Origin of the sequence: Bradyrhizobium lablabi, assembly GCF_900141755.1 — a bacterium.
Lineage (GTDB): Bacteria > Pseudomonadota > Alphaproteobacteria > Rhizobiales > Xanthobacteraceae > Bradyrhizobium > Bradyrhizobium lablabi_A.
In genome coordinates, this window is sequence record NZ_LT670844.1 from 5517346 (window position 1) to 5532505 (window position 15160).

General features: G+C 63.0%; 17 protein-coding genes. 4 read left to right on the top strand and 13 right to left on the bottom strand.

The features are described from left to right. Position 1: 1 nt before the first annotated feature. The 6 genes from prmB to uvrC all read right to left on the bottom strand — a co-directional run bounded on the left by prmB (position 2) and on the right by uvrC (position 5647). Positions 2-1006 carry a 50S ribosomal protein L3 N(5)-glutamine methyltransferase gene (prmB, locus tag B5526_RS25775; protein WP_079542651.1) on the bottom strand — a complete coding sequence of 335 codons (1005 nt, stop codon included), beginning with the start codon at positions 1004-1006 and terminating at the stop codon, positions 2-4. After that, positions 1006-1473, bottom strand: coding sequence for a molybdenum cofactor biosynthesis protein MoaE (locus B5526_RS25780; RefSeq protein ID WP_079542652.1), 468 nt, complete (start codon positions 1471-1473; stop codon positions 1006-1008). The genes prmB and B5526_RS25780 overlap by 1 nt, the downstream gene beginning before the upstream one ends. 45 nt (positions 1474-1518) lie before the next feature. Beyond that, the gene (locus tag B5526_RS25785; protein ID WP_079542653.1) at positions 1519-2475 is read right to left on the bottom strand and encodes a hypothetical protein; all 957 of its coding nucleotides are present in this window, start codon (positions 2473-2475) and stop codon (positions 1519-1521) included. Between the two features lie 80 nt (positions 2476-2555). Continuing rightward, positions 2556-2807, bottom strand: coding sequence for a molybdopterin converting factor subunit 1 (moaD, locus tag B5526_RS25790; RefSeq protein WP_079542654.1), 252 nt, complete (start codon positions 2805-2807; stop codon positions 2556-2558). Then, positions 2804-3421: a CDP-diacylglycerol--glycerol-3-phosphate 3-phosphatidyltransferase gene (gene pgsA, locus B5526_RS25795; protein ID WP_079542655.1), complete on the bottom strand. Its 618-nt coding sequence runs from the start codon at positions 3419-3421 to the stop codon at positions 2804-2806. The genes moaD and pgsA overlap by 4 nt, the downstream gene beginning before the upstream one ends. A 102-nt stretch (positions 3422-3523) precedes the next feature. After that, on the bottom strand, positions 3524-5647 hold the full coding sequence (uvrC, locus tag B5526_RS25800; RefSeq protein ID WP_079542656.1) for an excinuclease ABC subunit UvrC: 2124 nt from the start codon (positions 5645-5647) through the stop codon (positions 3524-3526). Between the two features lie 270 nt (positions 5648-5917). Here uvrC and B5526_RS25805 point away from each other — a divergent pair, with 270 nt between their 5' ends. Beyond that, a complete protein-coding gene (locus tag B5526_RS25805) occupies positions 5918-6541 on the top strand; it encodes an outer membrane protein (RefSeq protein WP_079542657.1) in 624 nt (207 codons plus the stop codon). 214 nt (positions 6542-6755) lie between these two features. Here B5526_RS25805 and B5526_RS25810 read toward each other — a convergent pair whose 3' ends face one another. The 4 genes from B5526_RS25810 to B5526_RS25825 form a co-directional block, all read right to left on the bottom strand. After that, the gene (locus B5526_RS25810) at positions 6756-6971 is read right to left on the bottom strand and encodes a cold-shock protein (RefSeq protein WP_028350729.1); all 216 of its coding nucleotides are present in this window, start codon (positions 6969-6971) and stop codon (positions 6756-6758) included. A 290-nt stretch (positions 6972-7261) separates the two neighbouring features. After that, entirely contained in the window at positions 7262-8122 is an 861-nt protein-coding gene (locus B5526_RS25815) for a 23S rRNA (adenine(2030)-N(6))-methyltransferase RlmJ (RefSeq protein ID WP_079542658.1), read from the bottom strand. Between the two features lie 141 nt (positions 8123-8263). Then, positions 8264-8989, bottom strand: coding sequence for a ribonuclease T2 family protein (locus B5526_RS25820; protein WP_079542659.1), 726 nt, complete (start codon positions 8987-8989; stop codon positions 8264-8266). 225 nt (positions 8990-9214) lie between these two features. Further along, a complete protein-coding gene (locus tag B5526_RS25825; protein WP_079545359.1) occupies positions 9215-9682 on the bottom strand; it encodes a hypothetical protein in 468 nt (155 codons plus the stop codon). A 167-nt stretch (positions 9683-9849) separates the two neighbouring features. Between B5526_RS25825 and B5526_RS25830 the strand changes: the two genes are divergently transcribed. Next, a complete protein-coding gene (locus tag B5526_RS25830) occupies positions 9850-10137 on the top strand; it encodes a hypothetical protein (protein WP_079542660.1) in 288 nt (95 codons plus the stop codon). 46 nt (positions 10138-10183) lie between these two features. Then, positions 10184-10717, top strand: a complete 534-nt coding sequence (locus B5526_RS25835) for a DUF3617 domain-containing protein (RefSeq protein WP_079542661.1) — start codon at positions 10184-10186, stop codon at positions 10715-10717. Positions 10718-10884: 167 nt separating this feature from the next. Here the strand turns inward: B5526_RS25835 and B5526_RS25840 are convergent, their stop codons facing one another. The 3 genes from B5526_RS25840 to B5526_RS25850 are packed head-to-tail and all read right to left on the bottom strand — an operon-like array spanning position 10885 to position 13563. Next, positions 10885-12273: an ATP-binding protein gene (locus B5526_RS25840; protein ID WP_079542662.1), complete on the bottom strand. Its 1389-nt coding sequence runs from the start codon at positions 12271-12273 to the stop codon at positions 10885-10887. A gap of 10 nt (positions 12274-12283) precedes the next feature. Continuing rightward, positions 12284-13012 (bottom strand): response regulator, encoded by a 729-nt coding sequence (locus B5526_RS25845; protein ID WP_079542663.1) that lies wholly within the window; start codon positions 13010-13012, stop codon positions 12284-12286. Then, entirely contained in the window at positions 13009-13563 is a 555-nt protein-coding gene (locus tag B5526_RS25850; RefSeq protein ID WP_079542664.1) for a MarR family winged helix-turn-helix transcriptional regulator, read from the bottom strand. The genes B5526_RS25845 and B5526_RS25850 overlap by 4 nt, the downstream gene beginning before the upstream one ends. Before the next feature lie 325 nt (positions 13564-13888). Here B5526_RS25850 and B5526_RS25855 point away from each other — a divergent pair, with 325 nt between their 5' ends. After that, positions 13889-15025: a branched-chain amino acid aminotransferase gene (locus B5526_RS25855; protein WP_079542665.1), complete on the top strand. Its 1137-nt coding sequence runs from the start codon at positions 13889-13891 to the stop codon at positions 15023-15025. Positions 15026-15160 lie beyond the last annotated feature (135 nt).

A 15160-nucleotide genomic window follows, 5' to 3' on the forward strand; every position in this document is an offset into this window, starting at 1 on the left:
TTCACAGGTCGGCGGCGCCGATCCAGAACACCTCGCCGTCGGAATCCTCGCTGTCGAGCCACAGCAGCGGCAATTGCGAAAAAGCGGCATCGAGGGCCTGGCGGCCGCGGCCGATCTCGCACAATAGCCCGCCTTCCGCCGTGAGATGCGCGCGGGCCTCGTTCAGGATGCGTCTGACAATATCGAGGCCGTCGGCGCCGCCGTCGAAGGCGAGTTTTGGCTCGGCGCGGCATTCGCGCGGCAGGTCGGCCATGCCCTGCGCGTCGACATAAGGCGGATTGGAAAGGATCAGGTCGTAACGCCGGTCACGAAGCGGCGCGAACAGGTCGCCTCGATGCAGCGTTATGACGTCTTCAAGGCCGTAGTCGGCGACGTTGCGGGCGGCAACGTCGAGCGCGCCAGAGGAAATGTCGACCGCGTCGATGCGCGCATTGGGAAAACGCCGGCTTGCGAGGATCGCGAGGCAGCCCGAGCCGGTGCAGAGGTCGAGCACGTTCTCGACGCGTGCGGGATCGTCGATCAGCGCGCCTTCCTCGTCGCTCCCGCCAAAGTGGGAGTCCAACAGCTCGCCGATGAAAGAGCGCGGCACGATCACGCGCTCATCGACATAAAACGGCAGGCCGCGCATGTAGATTTTGTTGACGAGGTAAGCGGCGGGCTTCCGCGAGGTGACGCGGCGCGCGATGACGTCGAGGATGGCTTTTGCCTCCTGCGCGGTGACGCGCGCGGTCGCAAAGCTCTCGAACTGGTCGGGGTGAAGATGCAAGGTCTCGCAGACCAGGAACACTGCTTCGGCCATGGGATCGGTGGTGCCGTGCGCGAACACGAGTTTCGCTTCGACGAAGCGGCTCACCGCATAGCGGACGAAGTCGAGCGGCGTCGATAGCTCGCCGGGCGCGACGTTTGCGAATTTCGATGCGGCAGCTCTCGGTGCGGCAACTTTCGCTGCGGCAAGTTTCGCTGCGGCACGGCTGCGCTTGTTGACCGCCTTGGCGCGCTTCGCCATCAGGATTTGGTCCAGCGCGAGGCTGCGGCATCGTCGTGATCGCGCGCGTCGACCCAGCTCGTTCCGGTCGGCTTTTCCTCGCGCTTCCAGAATGGCGCGTTGGCTTTCAGGTAATCCATCATGAACTCGGCGGCCTCAAACGCCGCCTGCCGATGGGTCGAAGCGGTCAGCACCAGCACGATATTTTCGCCCGGGGTGATGCGGCCGACGCGGTGAATGACGGTGAGCCCGTTGAGCGGCCAGCGCGACATTGCGGTCTCGGCGTGGCGGGCGATTTCGGCCTCCGCCATGCCGGGATAGTGCTCGAGTGTCAGCGCGGCGATGTCCTCGCCCTTTTCGTTGCCGCGGCAGATGCCGGAGAAACTCACGACCGCGCCGATATCGGTATGGCCTTTTGTCAGCGCGGCGATTTCCTTCGCGATATCGAAATCGGCTTCCTGAATACGGATGGTGACATTGGCGGTCATAAGATCATCGCAATCCAACAAAAAGGTCTGTGTCTTGTCTCTCGTCTAGTTCGGCTTGACAACCACGCTGCTTGCGATCGCTTCCACGGCCTCTTTCAATCCATCGAAACTGGGCTCCGGTGCAACGAAGACCATGGCGATCAATTTGCGGTCTTTGGTCACGGCCAGGTACTCCAGAAAGCGACGCCCACCGTCGCAGCGACCATTCAATAACATCCCGCTGATACCAGCAAATTTGACGTTCTTGCGAGATTCGATCTGGGGATTCCCCAGCGAGTGAGGGGGCGTGGGGTTACGTTCAAGTTCGGCCGGATCGTCAACCAAAGCGGGTTCATACGCGATGATCACCTGTGGCTGGGTGCGCTCAGGATCCACATCCTTGTCGCCCACCGTCATACCGAGCGCAGCGCCGGCGAGACTGTCGAGAATCCGGAAAGGCGGAGCCGGCGTGGCGCTGAACGGCAGAGCCGCGAGCTTGTCGGCCAAGGTCGCCTTCTGGCCAACCACTACCGATTCCATCATGGCTCGGACCTGCGCGCTGTCCAATTTGTTTGCGCGGGGCGAGGTCACCGTGATCAGCACCGTTGGCGGCCCTTTGAAGACCGCGATCCACTTGTCATAAATGGTGCCGCCGTTTGTCTGCGATCCCGTGACAAGCGGCGCCTTGCCGCCTTCGGCGGTGGTGATCTCTTGCAGCCCGTCGATGATGACGTTGCGTTTCGCGAAGTTGCTTTTCGCCGTTTCAATATTGCCGAGGCCCTGCGCGAACTGAGCGTAGGCCGCTTCCGGCATTTCGGCGATCAGAATGCTGCCCTGGTTCGGGTTCATGAATCCGGCGAAGCTGGAAGTAGGCTGGAACCCCCGCATCGGCTCGAGCGAAACGCTTGTTCCCTGAACATGCTGGAGCTGCCGGGCGGAGACTGGGTCTGCCCATGCGAGGGCCGCGAATATTCCGATCAAGAAAAGGATGGATACCAAGCGCAAAATGCGAAGATCCGTCATTTGGACATTCCTGAGACAGAGCGAGAGGAGGAGTTGGCTCTATCCTTTGTCGTGCTGTCAGGGCGATCGGTTCTGCTTGGCTAGCCGCCGGTCATCGGCGGGAAAAACGCAATTTCGCGCGCGCCCGCGATCATCGCATCCGGCTTGACATGGGCGTGGTCGATCGCGGCGCGGATCACGCGCGGCGTCTCGAAGGCGTGTGCGTAAGTCTCGCCCTGTTTCGAAAGCCAGGCGATCAGATCGCCGACGGTACGGACGCTGGCCGGCGGCTCGACGGTTTCCTCGGCCTTGCCGACACGCTCGCGTACCCAGGCGAAATATTTGACCTTCATCCCTCATCCTCCTCGATGAGGTGGTGAATGCCTGCGCGGAAATAATCCCAGCCGGTGTAGATCGTGACGATCGCCGAGATCCATAACAGCAACAGGCCGATCTGGGTGACGATCGGCACCACCAGATCGCCGGCCTCGCCCGCGAGCAGGAAGCCGATCGCGACCAGTTGCACGGTTGTCTTCCATTTGGCGAGCTTTGTCACGGGCACGCTGACCCGCAACCCTGCGAGATATTCGCGCAGGCCCGACACCAGGATCTCGCGGCACAGGATCACGATCGCGGCCCACAGCGACCAGCCGTGGATGATGCCGTCGGCGGCGAGCATCAACAGGCAGGAGGCCACCAGCAGCTTGTCGGCGATCGGATCGAGCATCCGGCCGAACGCCGAATGCTGATCCCAGATTCGCGCATAGTAGCCATCGAGAAAATCGGTAACTCCGGCGGCGATGAAAACCGCAACCGCGACCCAGCGCAGCCACAGCGGGCCGTCCATGATCGATTGCGCGTAGATGCAGCCGACCACCACCGGGATAGCGGCGATCCGGGCATAGGTCAGAATATTCGGCAGGGACAGCGAACTTCTGGCTGCCGCCTTTGTGGTCGCGATGTTCATCCGTCTTACCAATACCGCTGAAGCATGAAGGTCAACACTGTGGTTCACATGATCTTGCAGAGACGACGCCCATATGACTCCAAACCTGCTTTTAGGACCGGGTCAGCCCGGCTGGGCGTGGAAAAACTCGAAAATCTTGCGCGCGCTCTCGGCACTGACGCCGGGAACCCTGCCGAGATCGGCGATCGAGGCCCGCTCGATCTCCTTCAATGTTCCGAAATGATGCAGCAAGGCGCGTTTGCGTGACGGGCCGATGCCGGGAATCTCCTGCAAGCCGGCCTCGCGTATGTCCTTTTTGCGCAGCTTGCGGTGCGAGCCGATCACGAAGCGATGCGCCTCGTCGCGCAGCCGCTGAATGAAATACAAAACCGGGTCGCGCGGCTCGAGTTTTATCGGCTCCTTGTCCGGCATGAACAGGGTTTCGCGGCCGGCGTCGCGGTCCGGCCCTTTTGCCACCGCCAACAGCGACACGTCCTTAAGCCCGAGAGAATCGAAAATCTCGCGCGCCGCGTTGAGTTGGCCCCGCCCGCCATCGATGATGACGAGGTCGGGCCATTGCGGGAACGAATCGTCATCGGTTTTGGGATTGGCGGCGTCGCCTTCCCTCGGAGGCGCCAACAGCCGCTTGAAGCGCCGCTGCAGCACCTCGCGCATCATCGCGTAATCATCGCCGGGGGTCAGTCCTTCGGACTTGATGTTGAACTTGCGATACTGGTTTTTGGTGAATCCGTCCGGCCCCGCCACGATCATGGCGCCGACTGCGTTGGTGCCCTGGATGTGGCTGTTGTCATAGACCTCGATGCGCTTGGGCGGATGCGGCAGCCCGAGTGTGGTGACCATCCCCTGCAGCAGCCGGCCTTGGGTTGCGGTATCGGCAAGCTTGCGCCCCAGCGCCTCGCGCGCATTGGTGAGCGCGTGGGTGACCAGTTCTTTCTTTTCGCCGCGCCGTGGCGTTGAGACTTCCACCTTGTGGCCGGCCTTGATCGACAGCGCGTTGGCAAGAAGCTCACTTTCCTCGATCTCATGCGACAGCAGGATCAATTTCGGCGGCGGCTTGTCGTCATAAAACTGCGCCAGGAACGAGCCCAGCACTTCTTCCGGCGTGAAGGATTTCTCCGCGCGCGGAAAATAAGCGCGGTTGCCCCAGTTCTGTCCGGTGCGGAAGAAAAACACTTCCACGCAGGAATAACCGCCCTCCTGATGGATGGCGAATACGTCGGCTTCTTCCACTGTGCGCGGATTGATGCCCTGCTGCGACTGGATCGCCGATAACGCCGCGAGACGGTCGCGGTACAGCGCCGCCGTCTCAAAGGCGAGTTCGCTGGATGCCTTTTCCATTTCCTGTGCGAGTTCCTGCTTTACCAGATGGCTGCGGCCGGACAGGAATTCAGTCGCCTCGCGCACCAGCTCCGTATAGCCGGGGAAATCGATCTCGCCGGTGCACGGCCCGGCACAGCGCTTGATCTGATAGAGCAGGCAGGGCCGAGTGCGGCTTTCGAAAAACCCGTCGGTGCAGGAGCGCACCAAAAAGGCGCGCTGCAGCGCCGTGATGGTGCGGTTGACGGCGCCTGCGGAGGCGAACGGCCCGAAATAACGTCCCGGCCGCGTCTGCGCGCCGCGATGTTTGAGGATTTGCGGCGCCCAGTGATCGCCGGTGATCAGGATATAGGGAAAGGATTTGTCGTCGCGCAGCTGCACGTTGAAGCGCGGCCGCAATTGCTTGATCAGGTTGGCTTCGAGCAGCAGCGCCTCGGTCTCGGTCGTGGTCGAGACGATCTCGACCGAAACCGTGGCCGCAATCATGCGCAGGATGCGCGCCGGCTGCGGCGCGTTGGCCCTGGCGTAAGAGGCGAGCCGCTTGCGGACGTTTTTGGCCTTGCCGACATACAGCACATCGTTGGCCGCATTGAGCATGCGGTAGACGCCGGGCGACGTCGGGGCCAGCCGCACCGCGCTTTCGATCGCGGCGTGACCGGCCGCCAGCGGGCCCTCGGCAACGGCAATGGCCGGTTCCTCGGAAATTTCCGGCAGAAGCGGCTCGTCGTCCTCGTCGGTCGTGACCATGGCGGGGTCGATATCCGCGGCGGCCGCCCCTTGCGGCGCGCAATCGGTTGGCGGGGGAAGGGGTTCCGGACCGCGCCGTGCCGGGTTCCGGCGAGCTGGCTTGAGGGCAGCTTGCTTGGGGCTATCGGTCGAATTGGGGTTATCGGTCGAATCTTGATCCATCGGGGGAGCATTTAAGGGCTGGCATCGCGCATCGCCAGCGTGGCGGCGGCTGTCGGGGGCCCTGCCGCCGGCGCCGGATGGTCGCTGCGCGGGTAACGCTTTCTTAAGAATAGGGAGCGCCCGGCAACAGCCCTTAACAAGGCTTTAACTTAAAAGTCTCGATAAATCTGATCGAAAAAAGTGGAATTCCGTAACCAAGCGCGTGGGGGGTCGCCGGGCGTTCGGCGTCGCGCACGAAAGCGGGTCGCGGTGAGTTGCGTGGAGAGTGAGATGAAGAGGCTCGCATCGGGCGCGGCGGCGTTGATCGCCGCAACTTGGACGGCGCATGCCCGAGCCGCCGATTTACCCTACGGATCGCGCGCGCCCTATACCGTCAATCAGCCGCTCAATGCCTATAGCTGGGCCGGCCCCTATCTCGGCGCCAATCTCGGCTATGAATGGGGCACAGTGTTCAACAATCCGGCCAAGCCGTCGGGCTTCGAAGGCGGCGTCCAGGCCGGCTACAACTGGCAAACCGGTTCGTTCGTGTTCGGCGTCGAAGGCGACATCCAGGCGACCGCCGCTGACGATACATTTGCGCCGTGGAAGTTCTCCAATCCCTGGTTCGGCACCGTGCGCGGCCGCCTCGGCTACGCCTTCAACAACATCCTGTTCTACGGCACCGCCGGTCTCGCCTTCGGCGAATTGCGCGCCGAGACGTTCGGCCTGTCGGAAACCCATACCAACGCCGGCTGGACCGCGGGCGTCGGCGCCGAGTTCGGCCTTGCCCAGAACTGGAGCGCCAAGATCGAATATCTCTACGTCGATCTCGCCGACAGCAATTTTGTCGTCACCGGCATGACCAACGGTTACCGGTTCGGATTGGTGCGCGCCGGCGTCAACTATCATTTCTGATAGCAACAAGAAAATCTCAAATCCCAACCTCCCGGCCGCCTGTTCGCGACCGGGATTTTTTTCCCATAGCGTTTTCAAGCGAAGTGGGTACCGGTTCGCGTGAAGAAAACGCGTCAAAAACAAGCGCGTTTTCAAGCGAAGTGGGTACCGGTTCGCGTGAAGAAACCGCGTCAAAACAAGGATCGCGGCTTTGATACGATCAGAGCCCGCGCACTTACGATGAAATCACCAGGTTGACCGCCTTGGGGCCTTTGCCCTTCTTGTCCGGTTCGACCTCGAAGGTAATGCGCTGTCCTTCGGTCAGGTCCTTCAATCCCGCCCGCTCGACTGCGGTGATGTGAACGAACACATCGCGGCCGCCGTCATCGGGCTTGATGAAGCCATAGCCACGCTCTCCGTTGAAGAACTTGACCGTACCAGTCATGGCCATCGGGAAACTCCTCCCCCGTACTGCTCTCCCGCCGCTACGCGCTTGCTTTGCGTATCGGCCCGACCGGAAATTCGCTGCCGGAAAGCTTGGCCACAGGGGTGGATCAGACCGCGTCGATCCGCCGTTTAAAAAATTTGAGGCCTTGTCACTCCGCCGCTACCATTCGCGGAAGCGGAACGTAAAGCCGGTCCTAATGGACTTAAGCATAATACGGTTCCCGGCAAATTGCCTACGATCAAATCGGGCTTTTCGCGGCCAGCGTCCGGTACCTGACTCGCCCCGGTACCGGACTAAGGTTTGGGCGTCTCGAGCCTGAACCGGCCGGCGCCGCCCTGGCCGAGCGGCTTTTCCAGTTCGGGCAGGATGGCCTTGAGTTCGCCCATCAGCGTCCACGGCGGATTGACGACCAAAAGCCCCGCCGAAGTGAGCCCGCCGCCTTCGGCCTGCGGCGCGACGCTGAACTCGAGCCGCAGACATTTTGCCGCCGGCCTGCCGGCGCCGGCGATATCTGCGACATGGCGGGCCAGGGTGTCGGTGGCGCGCCGGCTCTTCACCGGATACCACAACAGATAGCTGCCGGTCGGCCATTTCGTGAAGGCCTGCGAAAAGCCAAAGGCCAACCGTTCGAACTCGTCTTTGGCCTCAAAGGGCGGGTCGACCAGCACCAGGCCGCGCCGCTCGTTCGGCGGCACGAAGGCCGGCAGCGCCAGCCAGCCGTCGAGGTCGACCACGCGGGCCTGGGTGTCGCGGCGCAGCGCGCCGATCAACTGCTTGCGCGCCTTCGGCTCGACTTCGCACGCGGTGAGGCGATCCTGCGGCCGCAGCAGCGCGCGGGCGATCAAGGGCGATCCGGGATAGGCGTGCAAGTCGCGGTTAGGGTTGAAAGCCCTGACGATGTCGAGATAGGGCGTTAGCAGCGGCAGCGTCGCCTCCGAAAAGCGCGCCTGCATCAGCCGCGCGATGCCGGTCAGCCACTCGCCGCCGCGGCGGGCTTCCTCCGAGGTGAGGTCGTAAATTCCGGCGCCGGCGTGGGTGTCGATGAGGCGGAACGCGGCCGGCTTCTCCTGCAGATAGGTCAGGATCCGCACCAGGACGATGTGCTTGATGACGTCGGCAAAGCCGCCGGCATGGAAGGCGTGACGGTAGTTCATGCAGAGGGGTTACCACGTCATTGCGAGGAGCGCAGCGACGAAGCAATCCATTCTTTGTCCGTTACGATGGATTGCTTCGGAGCCTGTCATCGGGCGCGCATTCGCGCGACCCGTTGGCTCGCAATGACGGCGGAGAAAGCCCTAGCCGCCCCGCATCGGCGGCATCACCACCTGGTCGCGGCGGCAGCCGCGGCGGTCGATTTCCTCGCAGGAGCGGAACTGCAGATCCTTGCTCAGGCAGATGCGTACTTCGCTGAGCCGGTTCCTGTTGCAGGTCACCGCGATCGCGGAATTGCTCAGGCCCGGATTGGCCTTGATGAAGGCATCCTCGATCGCATCGGGCGCGACCGTCTTCGGCTCGGATAGTTGCAGATATTCTTCCGGAATCTTCACCGCCGAGCGCGCCTTGCGGATGGTCTCGAAATAGGCCCGCGGGCTTAAGCCGGAGCAGGTGCCGTGCTTGTCCCATTCGTTGTAGATCAGCCCGGGCGCCGGCATCTCGTCCAGCATCGAGGTCATGATATTGCGGTCGAGCCGCGGCGAGGGCTTCTGGCAATATTCGGGAAAGCCGTGCTCATATTGCGGCCACAGGCCGTGGACCACGAAGGAAAACGGCCGCCCGCCGCATTGGGCCTGGGAGCGCCCTTCATTGCCGCGCTCGGAGGCCTCCTCGCAGAACGAGGGCGACCATGACAGCGACAGCACATAATAATCGAATTCGCCGGGCGCATTCTGCCGGCGGTCCTGCGCGAAGGCCGTCCCCGCCGCCGCAAGGCCGATCAGCGCCGCAAATGCCAGCACGCCAATCGCGATCAGGCCAAACGAGATCAAAATCCGGCCAATCCAGACCAACAGAAAACGAAACATTGCCAACGCCCCCACTAGGGCCCTCTTACTCGGAACCCGCCGGTAGCCTAGCAGACGAGCGGAACATTTCAAGAACAAAAATGCGCGGAGGCTAAAGGAGCCTCTTCTGTCATCGTCCGCGAAAGCGGACGATCCAGTACGCCGCGGCGTACGAGAGAAATCATCACCGCCTCTGGAGTACTGGATGCCCCGCTTTCGCGGAGCATGACGATCCAGGGTGGGAGATCAGGGCCGGGCGGCCCTGCAGCTCGGATTATAGGCCCAATTGCGGTCGAGGCCGGTCACGCACCATTCGATGCCCTGGCCGAAGCCGGCAAAACCGCCATCCTCGATGATCGAGAAATGGACCTTGTGCAGGCTGCCGTCGCTAAGCTGGACCTCGCCGCTGCAATAACGGCGCGGAATGATGTCGGATTGCCAGGGCCGGAACGCGGTCTCATGGATCTGGCCATAGGCCGTGATTTGCAGCGCCGAATTCCAGAAGGTGCTCTCTTTCTCCTGGAATTGTGAGGTAATGGTGCCAAGCGCGGCCTCGCAGGGCTTGACCCGTCCGTCATAATTCGGACCGAACAGCCCGAAATTCAATTCCCAGGGATAGGCAGCCTGGGCCGTCTCACCAAAGGCAAGCAGGCCGAACAGCCCACCGAGCGCCGCAATAGTGAGATTTTTGAGGGATTTGAAGGGCACGCGCATAGGGGATTCCGCCGGATGATCCAACAAGTGGACGGTGCCGCGAAGCCCGCACGAAATCAAGTGCAGCGCGGCAACACCTCGCGGCTAACTCGATTCCGCGCCGTCAGCCGTTCTTTTCATGGCCACAGATGGGCTCTAGAGTGCCGCAAAGCGAAATGGAGTCTGCGATGCGAATGATTGGAGCCGCGAGCCTGGTTGCCATGGTGATGCTTGCCGGAGCGCCGGCGCGGGCCGATTGGGTCCCGGCGATCAAGGGCAACGACACCGGCGGCATCATCGCCTATCCGCTGGCACAGCAGAGCGACGTCCGTCAGCTCGCGGTCGCGCACTGCGCGCAATACGGCAAGGTGGTGAAGTTTTTGGCGGTGGATCCCCAGTATGGCGGCTATATTTCCTTCGCCTGCCGCTGGGTGCCGTATGGCACCGACGTGCAGCCGCTGGTCACCAAATACTAAAGCCCAATCCTTTTCCGATCGAAGCGACCGAGCGGGAGCGCGAAGCATGACGCGACAGCTTGTTTCATCTTGTCTTGCGGTTTGTGCGTTGGCGCTGCTGCGCCCGCCCGAGGCGGGTGCGGGGGAACTGCCGATCCGCAAGGCCGGGCTGTGGGAAATGAAGATCATCAAGACCGGTTCGACGCTGCCGGAGATGACCATGCAGCATTGCACCGACGAGACCACCGACAAGGAGATGAGCACCGCGTTCGCGCCGATGTCGAAGCAGATCTGTTCCAAGAACGATGTCCAGCCAACCGCGACCGGCTACACCACCGACTCCATCTGCAGCGTGGCGGGCGTCTCGATGACATCGCATGCCGATATCACCGGGGATTTCAATTCCGCCTATACCGTCAAGACCACCTCGCACAGCGAAGGCGGCTCCGCCGCCATGAACCGCGACGCGATGACCACGATCGAGGCGAAATGGTTAGGGGCCTGCAAGGAGGGCCAGAAACCCGGCGACATCGTGATGCCCGGCGGCTTCAAGCTCAACATCAAGGACGCCGAAAAGCTCAAGGGCCTGCTGCCGAAGTAAACACCGGCGTATCTGTGAACTCGGTGCACCTCGCCCCGCTTGCGGGGAGAGGTCGGCGCGCGTAGCGCCGGGTGAGGGGGACTCACCGCGGAGGCTTCATCTGCAGAATTTGCGGAAACAGCCCCTCACCCCAACCCTCTCCCCGCAAGAGCGGGGCGAGGGAGCCCTCACACCGGCACCCTCACCGTCGCGCGCAAGCCGCCCATCGGGCTGTCGCCGAGCATGATGTCGCCGCCATGCGAGCGCGCGATGTCGCGGGCGATGGCTAACCCCAAGCCGGTGCCGCCCTCATCCTGGTTGCGGGCGTCGTCGAGGCGGAGGAACGGCTTGAACACTTCCTCGCGCATCGAAACCGGAATGCCCGGGCCGTCGTCGTCGACGGCGACCGTCAGATAGCGGTGATCGCGGTGGCCGGTGATCGAGATCGCATTGGCGTGGCGGGCCGCGTTGGAGACGAGGTTGGCGAGGCAGCGCTTGAACGAGGCCGGTTTTACCGTCACGACCGGCAAGCCGTGAAACGCAACGGTGGCGATGTGGCCGTTGCGCTCGGCGTCGCTGCGCAATTCCTCCAGCGCCATCGCCATGTCGGTCGGCTGCGCCTGCTCGCCGGAATCGCCGCGCGCGAATGCCAGGTAATCCTCCAGCATGCCGGACATCTCGTCGACATCGCGCCGCATGCCGTCGACTTCCGGACTGTCGCCGATCAATTCCAGCTCCAGCTTGAAGCGGGTCAGGATGGTGCGCAGATCGTGCGAGACGCCGGCCAGCATCGCGGTGCGCTGCTCGATCGAGCGCTCGATGCGCGATTTCATCTCCAGGAATGCCTGCGCCGCGCGGCGGACTTCGCGCGCCCCGCGGGGCCGAAAATTCGGCGCCTCGCGGCCCTTGCCAAAACTTTCGGCGGCATCCGCCAGGCGCAGGATCGGCTTGATCTGGTTGCGCAGGAACAACACCGCGACGATCAAGAGGATCGAGGAGGTGCCGACCATCCAGAACAGAAAAATCTGCGAATTGGAGGCATAGGCCGCGCTGCGCAGGGCGAAGATGCGCATCACGGCATCATCAAGCTGGATGCGGATTTCCACCAGATTGGAACGGCCGACGGTATCGATCCAGAACGGTTTTCCGATTTGCCGGCCGAGCTGCACCGACAGCGTCTGGTCGAGCAGCGAGAAAAACGGCTTTGGGCCGGGCGGCGGCATGTCGCCGACGGGCAGGAAATCGACCACCAGGCCCAATCGCTGCTGGGCGATGCGCCGGATCTGCGCGCGGTCCTTGTCCTGCGGATAATCCTTGTAGACGTCGATCAGGGCGGCAACGTCCTGCACCACCGCTGCCGACAAATGCCGTGTCACCGTGTTCCAGTGCCGCTCCATGAACACGAACGCCACCACCGACTGCAGCACCACCATCGGTACGATCATGATCAGGAGCGCACGGGCATAGAGCCCGGTCGGCATCCAGCCCTTGAACGCATTCCCCATCCAGCCATTGGCCGCGGACACACGGCCAGCGGCAGTGCGGATCAGCGTCAGGCCGGTGTCGAGCGTACTCATCTGAAATGGCTCAGGGCGAAGCGACCAGGCGATAGCCGATGCCGCGCACCGCCTGCAGGAACAAGGGATTGGCGGGATCGCGTTCGATCTTGCGTCGCAGCCGGTTGATCTGGACGTCGACGGCGCGTTCGTTGACGCTGCCGTCGCCGGTCAATGCGCTGCGCGGCACGGTCTCGCCGGGCACGACCGCCAGAATCCGCAGCATCTCGCGCTCGCGGTCGGTGAGATGGATGGCCTCGTCGCCCTGGCGCAATTCGCCGCGGTCGAGATGATAGACGTAAGGCCCGAACGCGACCTGCTCCAGCGTCTCCACCGGCGCCGGTGCGGTGCGTTTCAGGATGTTGCCGATCCGCAAGACCAATTCGCGCGGCTCGAACGGCTTTGCCACGTAATCGTCGGCACCGATCTGCAGGCCCTCGATCCGCGCCTCGGCCTCATGGCGCGCGGTGAGCATCACAATCGGCACCGAGGACGATGTGCGGATGAATCTGGCGAGATCGAACCCGGTCTCCCCGGGCATCATGACGTCGAGGATCAGAAGATCGAAATGCAGGCCGTTCAGCTTGGCGCGGGCGTCGCTGGCGCTCATCGCTGTGGTGACGCGGTAGCCTTCGCCGCAGAGGAAGCGCGACAACAGGTCGCGGATGCGGCGGTCGTCATCGACCAGCAGGATATGCGGGGCGTCGTCGGCCGGTTGCGGCGGCGTTCGAGCGAGGGTGGCAGCCATGGGCACAGTCATTCCTTTGGCTTTGCGGCGCCTGATCCGAGGATCGTTTCCAGCACCTTGTCGGGATCGTCGCGATCGATCATCGCACGGAGAAACTGCCGGACGGTATCCGCGGCCGCAGGCTCGATCTGGCGCAGCGCGCGGTTGATGCGGTCGGTCTGCAGGCCGGCGAGCTTGCCGACCAGCGCCTCGCCCTTGGCGGTGGCGAAAAGAAGGCGCTGCCGGCGGTCGTTATTGCCGGTCTTCTGCACGATATAGCCTTCGTCGAGCAATTGCTTGAGCACCCGCCCGAGCGACTGTTTTGTAATACGTAGCACGTCGAGCAGGTCGGCCACCTTCAAACCGGGATAGCGGCGGACGAAATGCAGCACCCGGTGATGGGCCCGGCCGAACCCGAACGCCTCGAGCTCATGGTCGGCGTCGCCGACGAAATCGCGGTAGGCGAAGAACAACAGCTCGATGATATCCCAGCGCAAATCGGCGCCCCCCATTTCAGGGGACCGTCCGTCGGTCGGCCACGAATCAGCGTCGGGCGCGGGTCTTGAAAAATTTATGTCAGCCATATTGACGTATCTTGGGTTCAATGTTACAAAACGATCAGCCGCGACGAAATTTTAAGTCGTCTCAATCGCGGTGACGTTTCAAGCGGCCTGAGAAAGCCAAAGGAGGCGGCAAGGGCCGCTGATATTTTGACCGTGCGATTGTCGAGCGGCATTTCGACAAACATACTGGACTTCCGCATTCCGCAAAAGCATGTCCTAAGGACCATGCTGGCATGGAGACCGGCCGCAAGGCGGGGTAGGTGAAGTCCAGACCTGCTTAACAGCGCTAAGGCCGGAACGGCCAAGACGCCAGACGCGCGCGACGCGTCAATCCGGGAGAGAGCCCATGGGAGTTTCGTTCGATAAAGTCGATGGCGTCATCTGGTCAGCGGGAAGCAAGGGAAAGAGTTTGAAATTCGAAATCCAGCCTGCGACGAATCCGACGTCCGAGAAGGAGCGCGCGGTAAGGCTCGTGGACCCGGGCTTCGGCCGGATTTTCACCGACCACATGGCTGTGGTCCGCTACAATCAGGCGAAGGGCTGGCATGGCGCGCGCGTCGAATCCCGCGCGAATTTCCCGCTCGATCCGGCCGCAGCCGTCCTGCACTACGCACAGGAGATTTTCGAAGGCCTCAAGGCCTACAAGCGCGACGACGGCGGCGTGAACTTGTTCCGCCCCGACGCCAATGCCCGGCGCTTCTGGAATTCGGCTGAGCGCATGGCCATGGCGCCGCTGCCCGAGCCTGTGTTCATCGAAGCGGTCGAGCAGCTCGTGCAAATCGACCGCGCCTGGATCCCAGGCGGCGAGGGCAGTCTCTACCTGCGGCCCTTCATGATCGCGAGCGAGGTCTTCCTCGGCGTGAAGCCTTCCGCGGAATACATCTTCGCCGTCATCGCCTCTCCGGTCGGCTCCTATTTCAAGGGCGGACCTGCGCCCGTGTCGATCTGGGTGTCGGAGAATTACACGCGCGCCGCGATCGGCGGCACCGGCGCCGTCAAATGCGGCGGCAATTACGCCGCGAGCCTGCGCGCGCAGGCCGAGGCCATCGAACACGGCTGCGATCAGGTCGTTTTCCTCGATGCGGTCGAGCGCCGCTACGTCGAGGAACTCGGCGGCATGAACGTCTTCTTCGTGTTCGACGACGGTTCGCTGCTGACGCCGCCGCTCGGCACGATCCTGCCGGGCATCACCCGCGATTCGATCATCGCGCTCGCGAAGGATTCCGGCACGCGCGTGCGGGAGGAGGCCTACACGATCGACCAGTGGCGCACTGATGCCGCCAGCGGAAAGCTGAAAGAGGCCTTCGCCTGCGGCACGGCAGCCGTCATATCGCCGATCGGCAAGGTGTGTTCCGCGCGCGGCGATTTTCTCATCAGCGGCGGCGCGGCCGGCCCCGTCGCGATGGGGCTGCGCAAGAAGCTGGTTGACATCCAGTACGGTCGCGCGGCCGACCCGCACAACTGGATCAGAAAGGTCCTGTGATCGGCGGCGGAGGCGGCCCGACCCGGCAGCGACGTGCTGCCGGCGGGCGAACTCACGTAAAATTGCCCCGTACGCGGTCTCTCGCTCCCTCGCCCCGCACTTCGCGGGGAGAGGGTGGGGTGAGGGGCCTTTCTC

Bases quoted from the DNA above. Each gene is read 5' to 3' on its own strand.
- prmB (WP_079542651.1), bottom strand. From the start codon at position 1,006: ATGGCGAAGCGCGCCAAGGCGGTCAACAAGCGCAGCCGTGCCGCAGCG.
- B5526_RS25830 (WP_079542660.1), top strand. From the start codon at position 9,850: ATGCGAATGATTGGAGCCGCGAGCCTGGTTGCCATGGTGATGCTTGCC.
- B5526_RS25785 (WP_079542653.1), bottom strand. From the start codon at position 2,475: ATGACGGATCTTCGCATTTTGCGCTTGGTATCCATCCTTTTCTTGATC.
- B5526_RS25855 (WP_079542665.1), top strand. From the start codon at position 13,889: ATGGGAGTTTCGTTCGATAAAGTCGATGGCGTCATCTGGTCAGCGGGA.
- B5526_RS25835 (WP_079542661.1), top strand. From the start codon at position 10,184: ATGACGCGACAGCTTGTTTCATCTTGTCTTGCGGTTTGTGCGTTGGCG.
- B5526_RS25810 (WP_028350729.1), bottom strand. From the start codon at position 6,971: ATGGCCATGACTGGTACGGTCAAGTTCTTCAACGGAGAGCGTGGCTAT.
- B5526_RS25840 (WP_079542662.1), bottom strand. From the start codon at position 12,273: ATGAGTACGCTCGACACCGGCCTGACGCTGATCCGCACTGCCGCTGGC.
- B5526_RS25850 (WP_079542664.1), bottom strand. From the start codon at position 13,563: ATGGCTGACATAAATTTTTCAAGACCCGCGCCCGACGCTGATTCGTGG.
- B5526_RS25845 (WP_079542663.1), bottom strand. From the start codon at position 13,012: ATGACTGTGCCCATGGCTGCCACCCTCGCTCGAACGCCGCCGCAACCG.
- B5526_RS25815 (WP_079542658.1), bottom strand. From the start codon at position 8,122: ATGAACTACCGTCACGCCTTCCATGCCGGCGGCTTTGCCGACGTCATC.
- B5526_RS25805 (WP_079542657.1), top strand. From the start codon at position 5,918: ATGAAGAGGCTCGCATCGGGCGCGGCGGCGTTGATCGCCGCAACTTGG.
- moaD (WP_079542654.1), bottom strand. From the start codon at position 2,807: ATGAAGGTCAAATATTTCGCCTGGGTACGCGAGCGTGTCGGCAAGGCC.
- uvrC (WP_079542656.1), bottom strand. From the start codon at position 5,647: ATGGATCAAGATTCGACCGATAACCCCAATTCGACCGATAGCCCCAAG.
- B5526_RS25825 (WP_079545359.1), bottom strand. From the start codon at position 9,682: ATGCGCGTGCCCTTCAAATCCCTCAAAAATCTCACTATTGCGGCGCTC.
- B5526_RS25820 (WP_079542659.1), bottom strand. From the start codon at position 8,989: ATGTTTCGTTTTCTGTTGGTCTGGATTGGCCGGATTTTGATCTCGTTT.
- B5526_RS25780 (WP_079542652.1), bottom strand. From the start codon at position 1,473: ATGACCGCCAATGTCACCATCCGTATTCAGGAAGCCGATTTCGATATC.
- pgsA (WP_079542655.1), bottom strand. From the start codon at position 3,421: ATGAACATCGCGACCACAAAGGCGGCAGCCAGAAGTTCGCTGTCCCTG.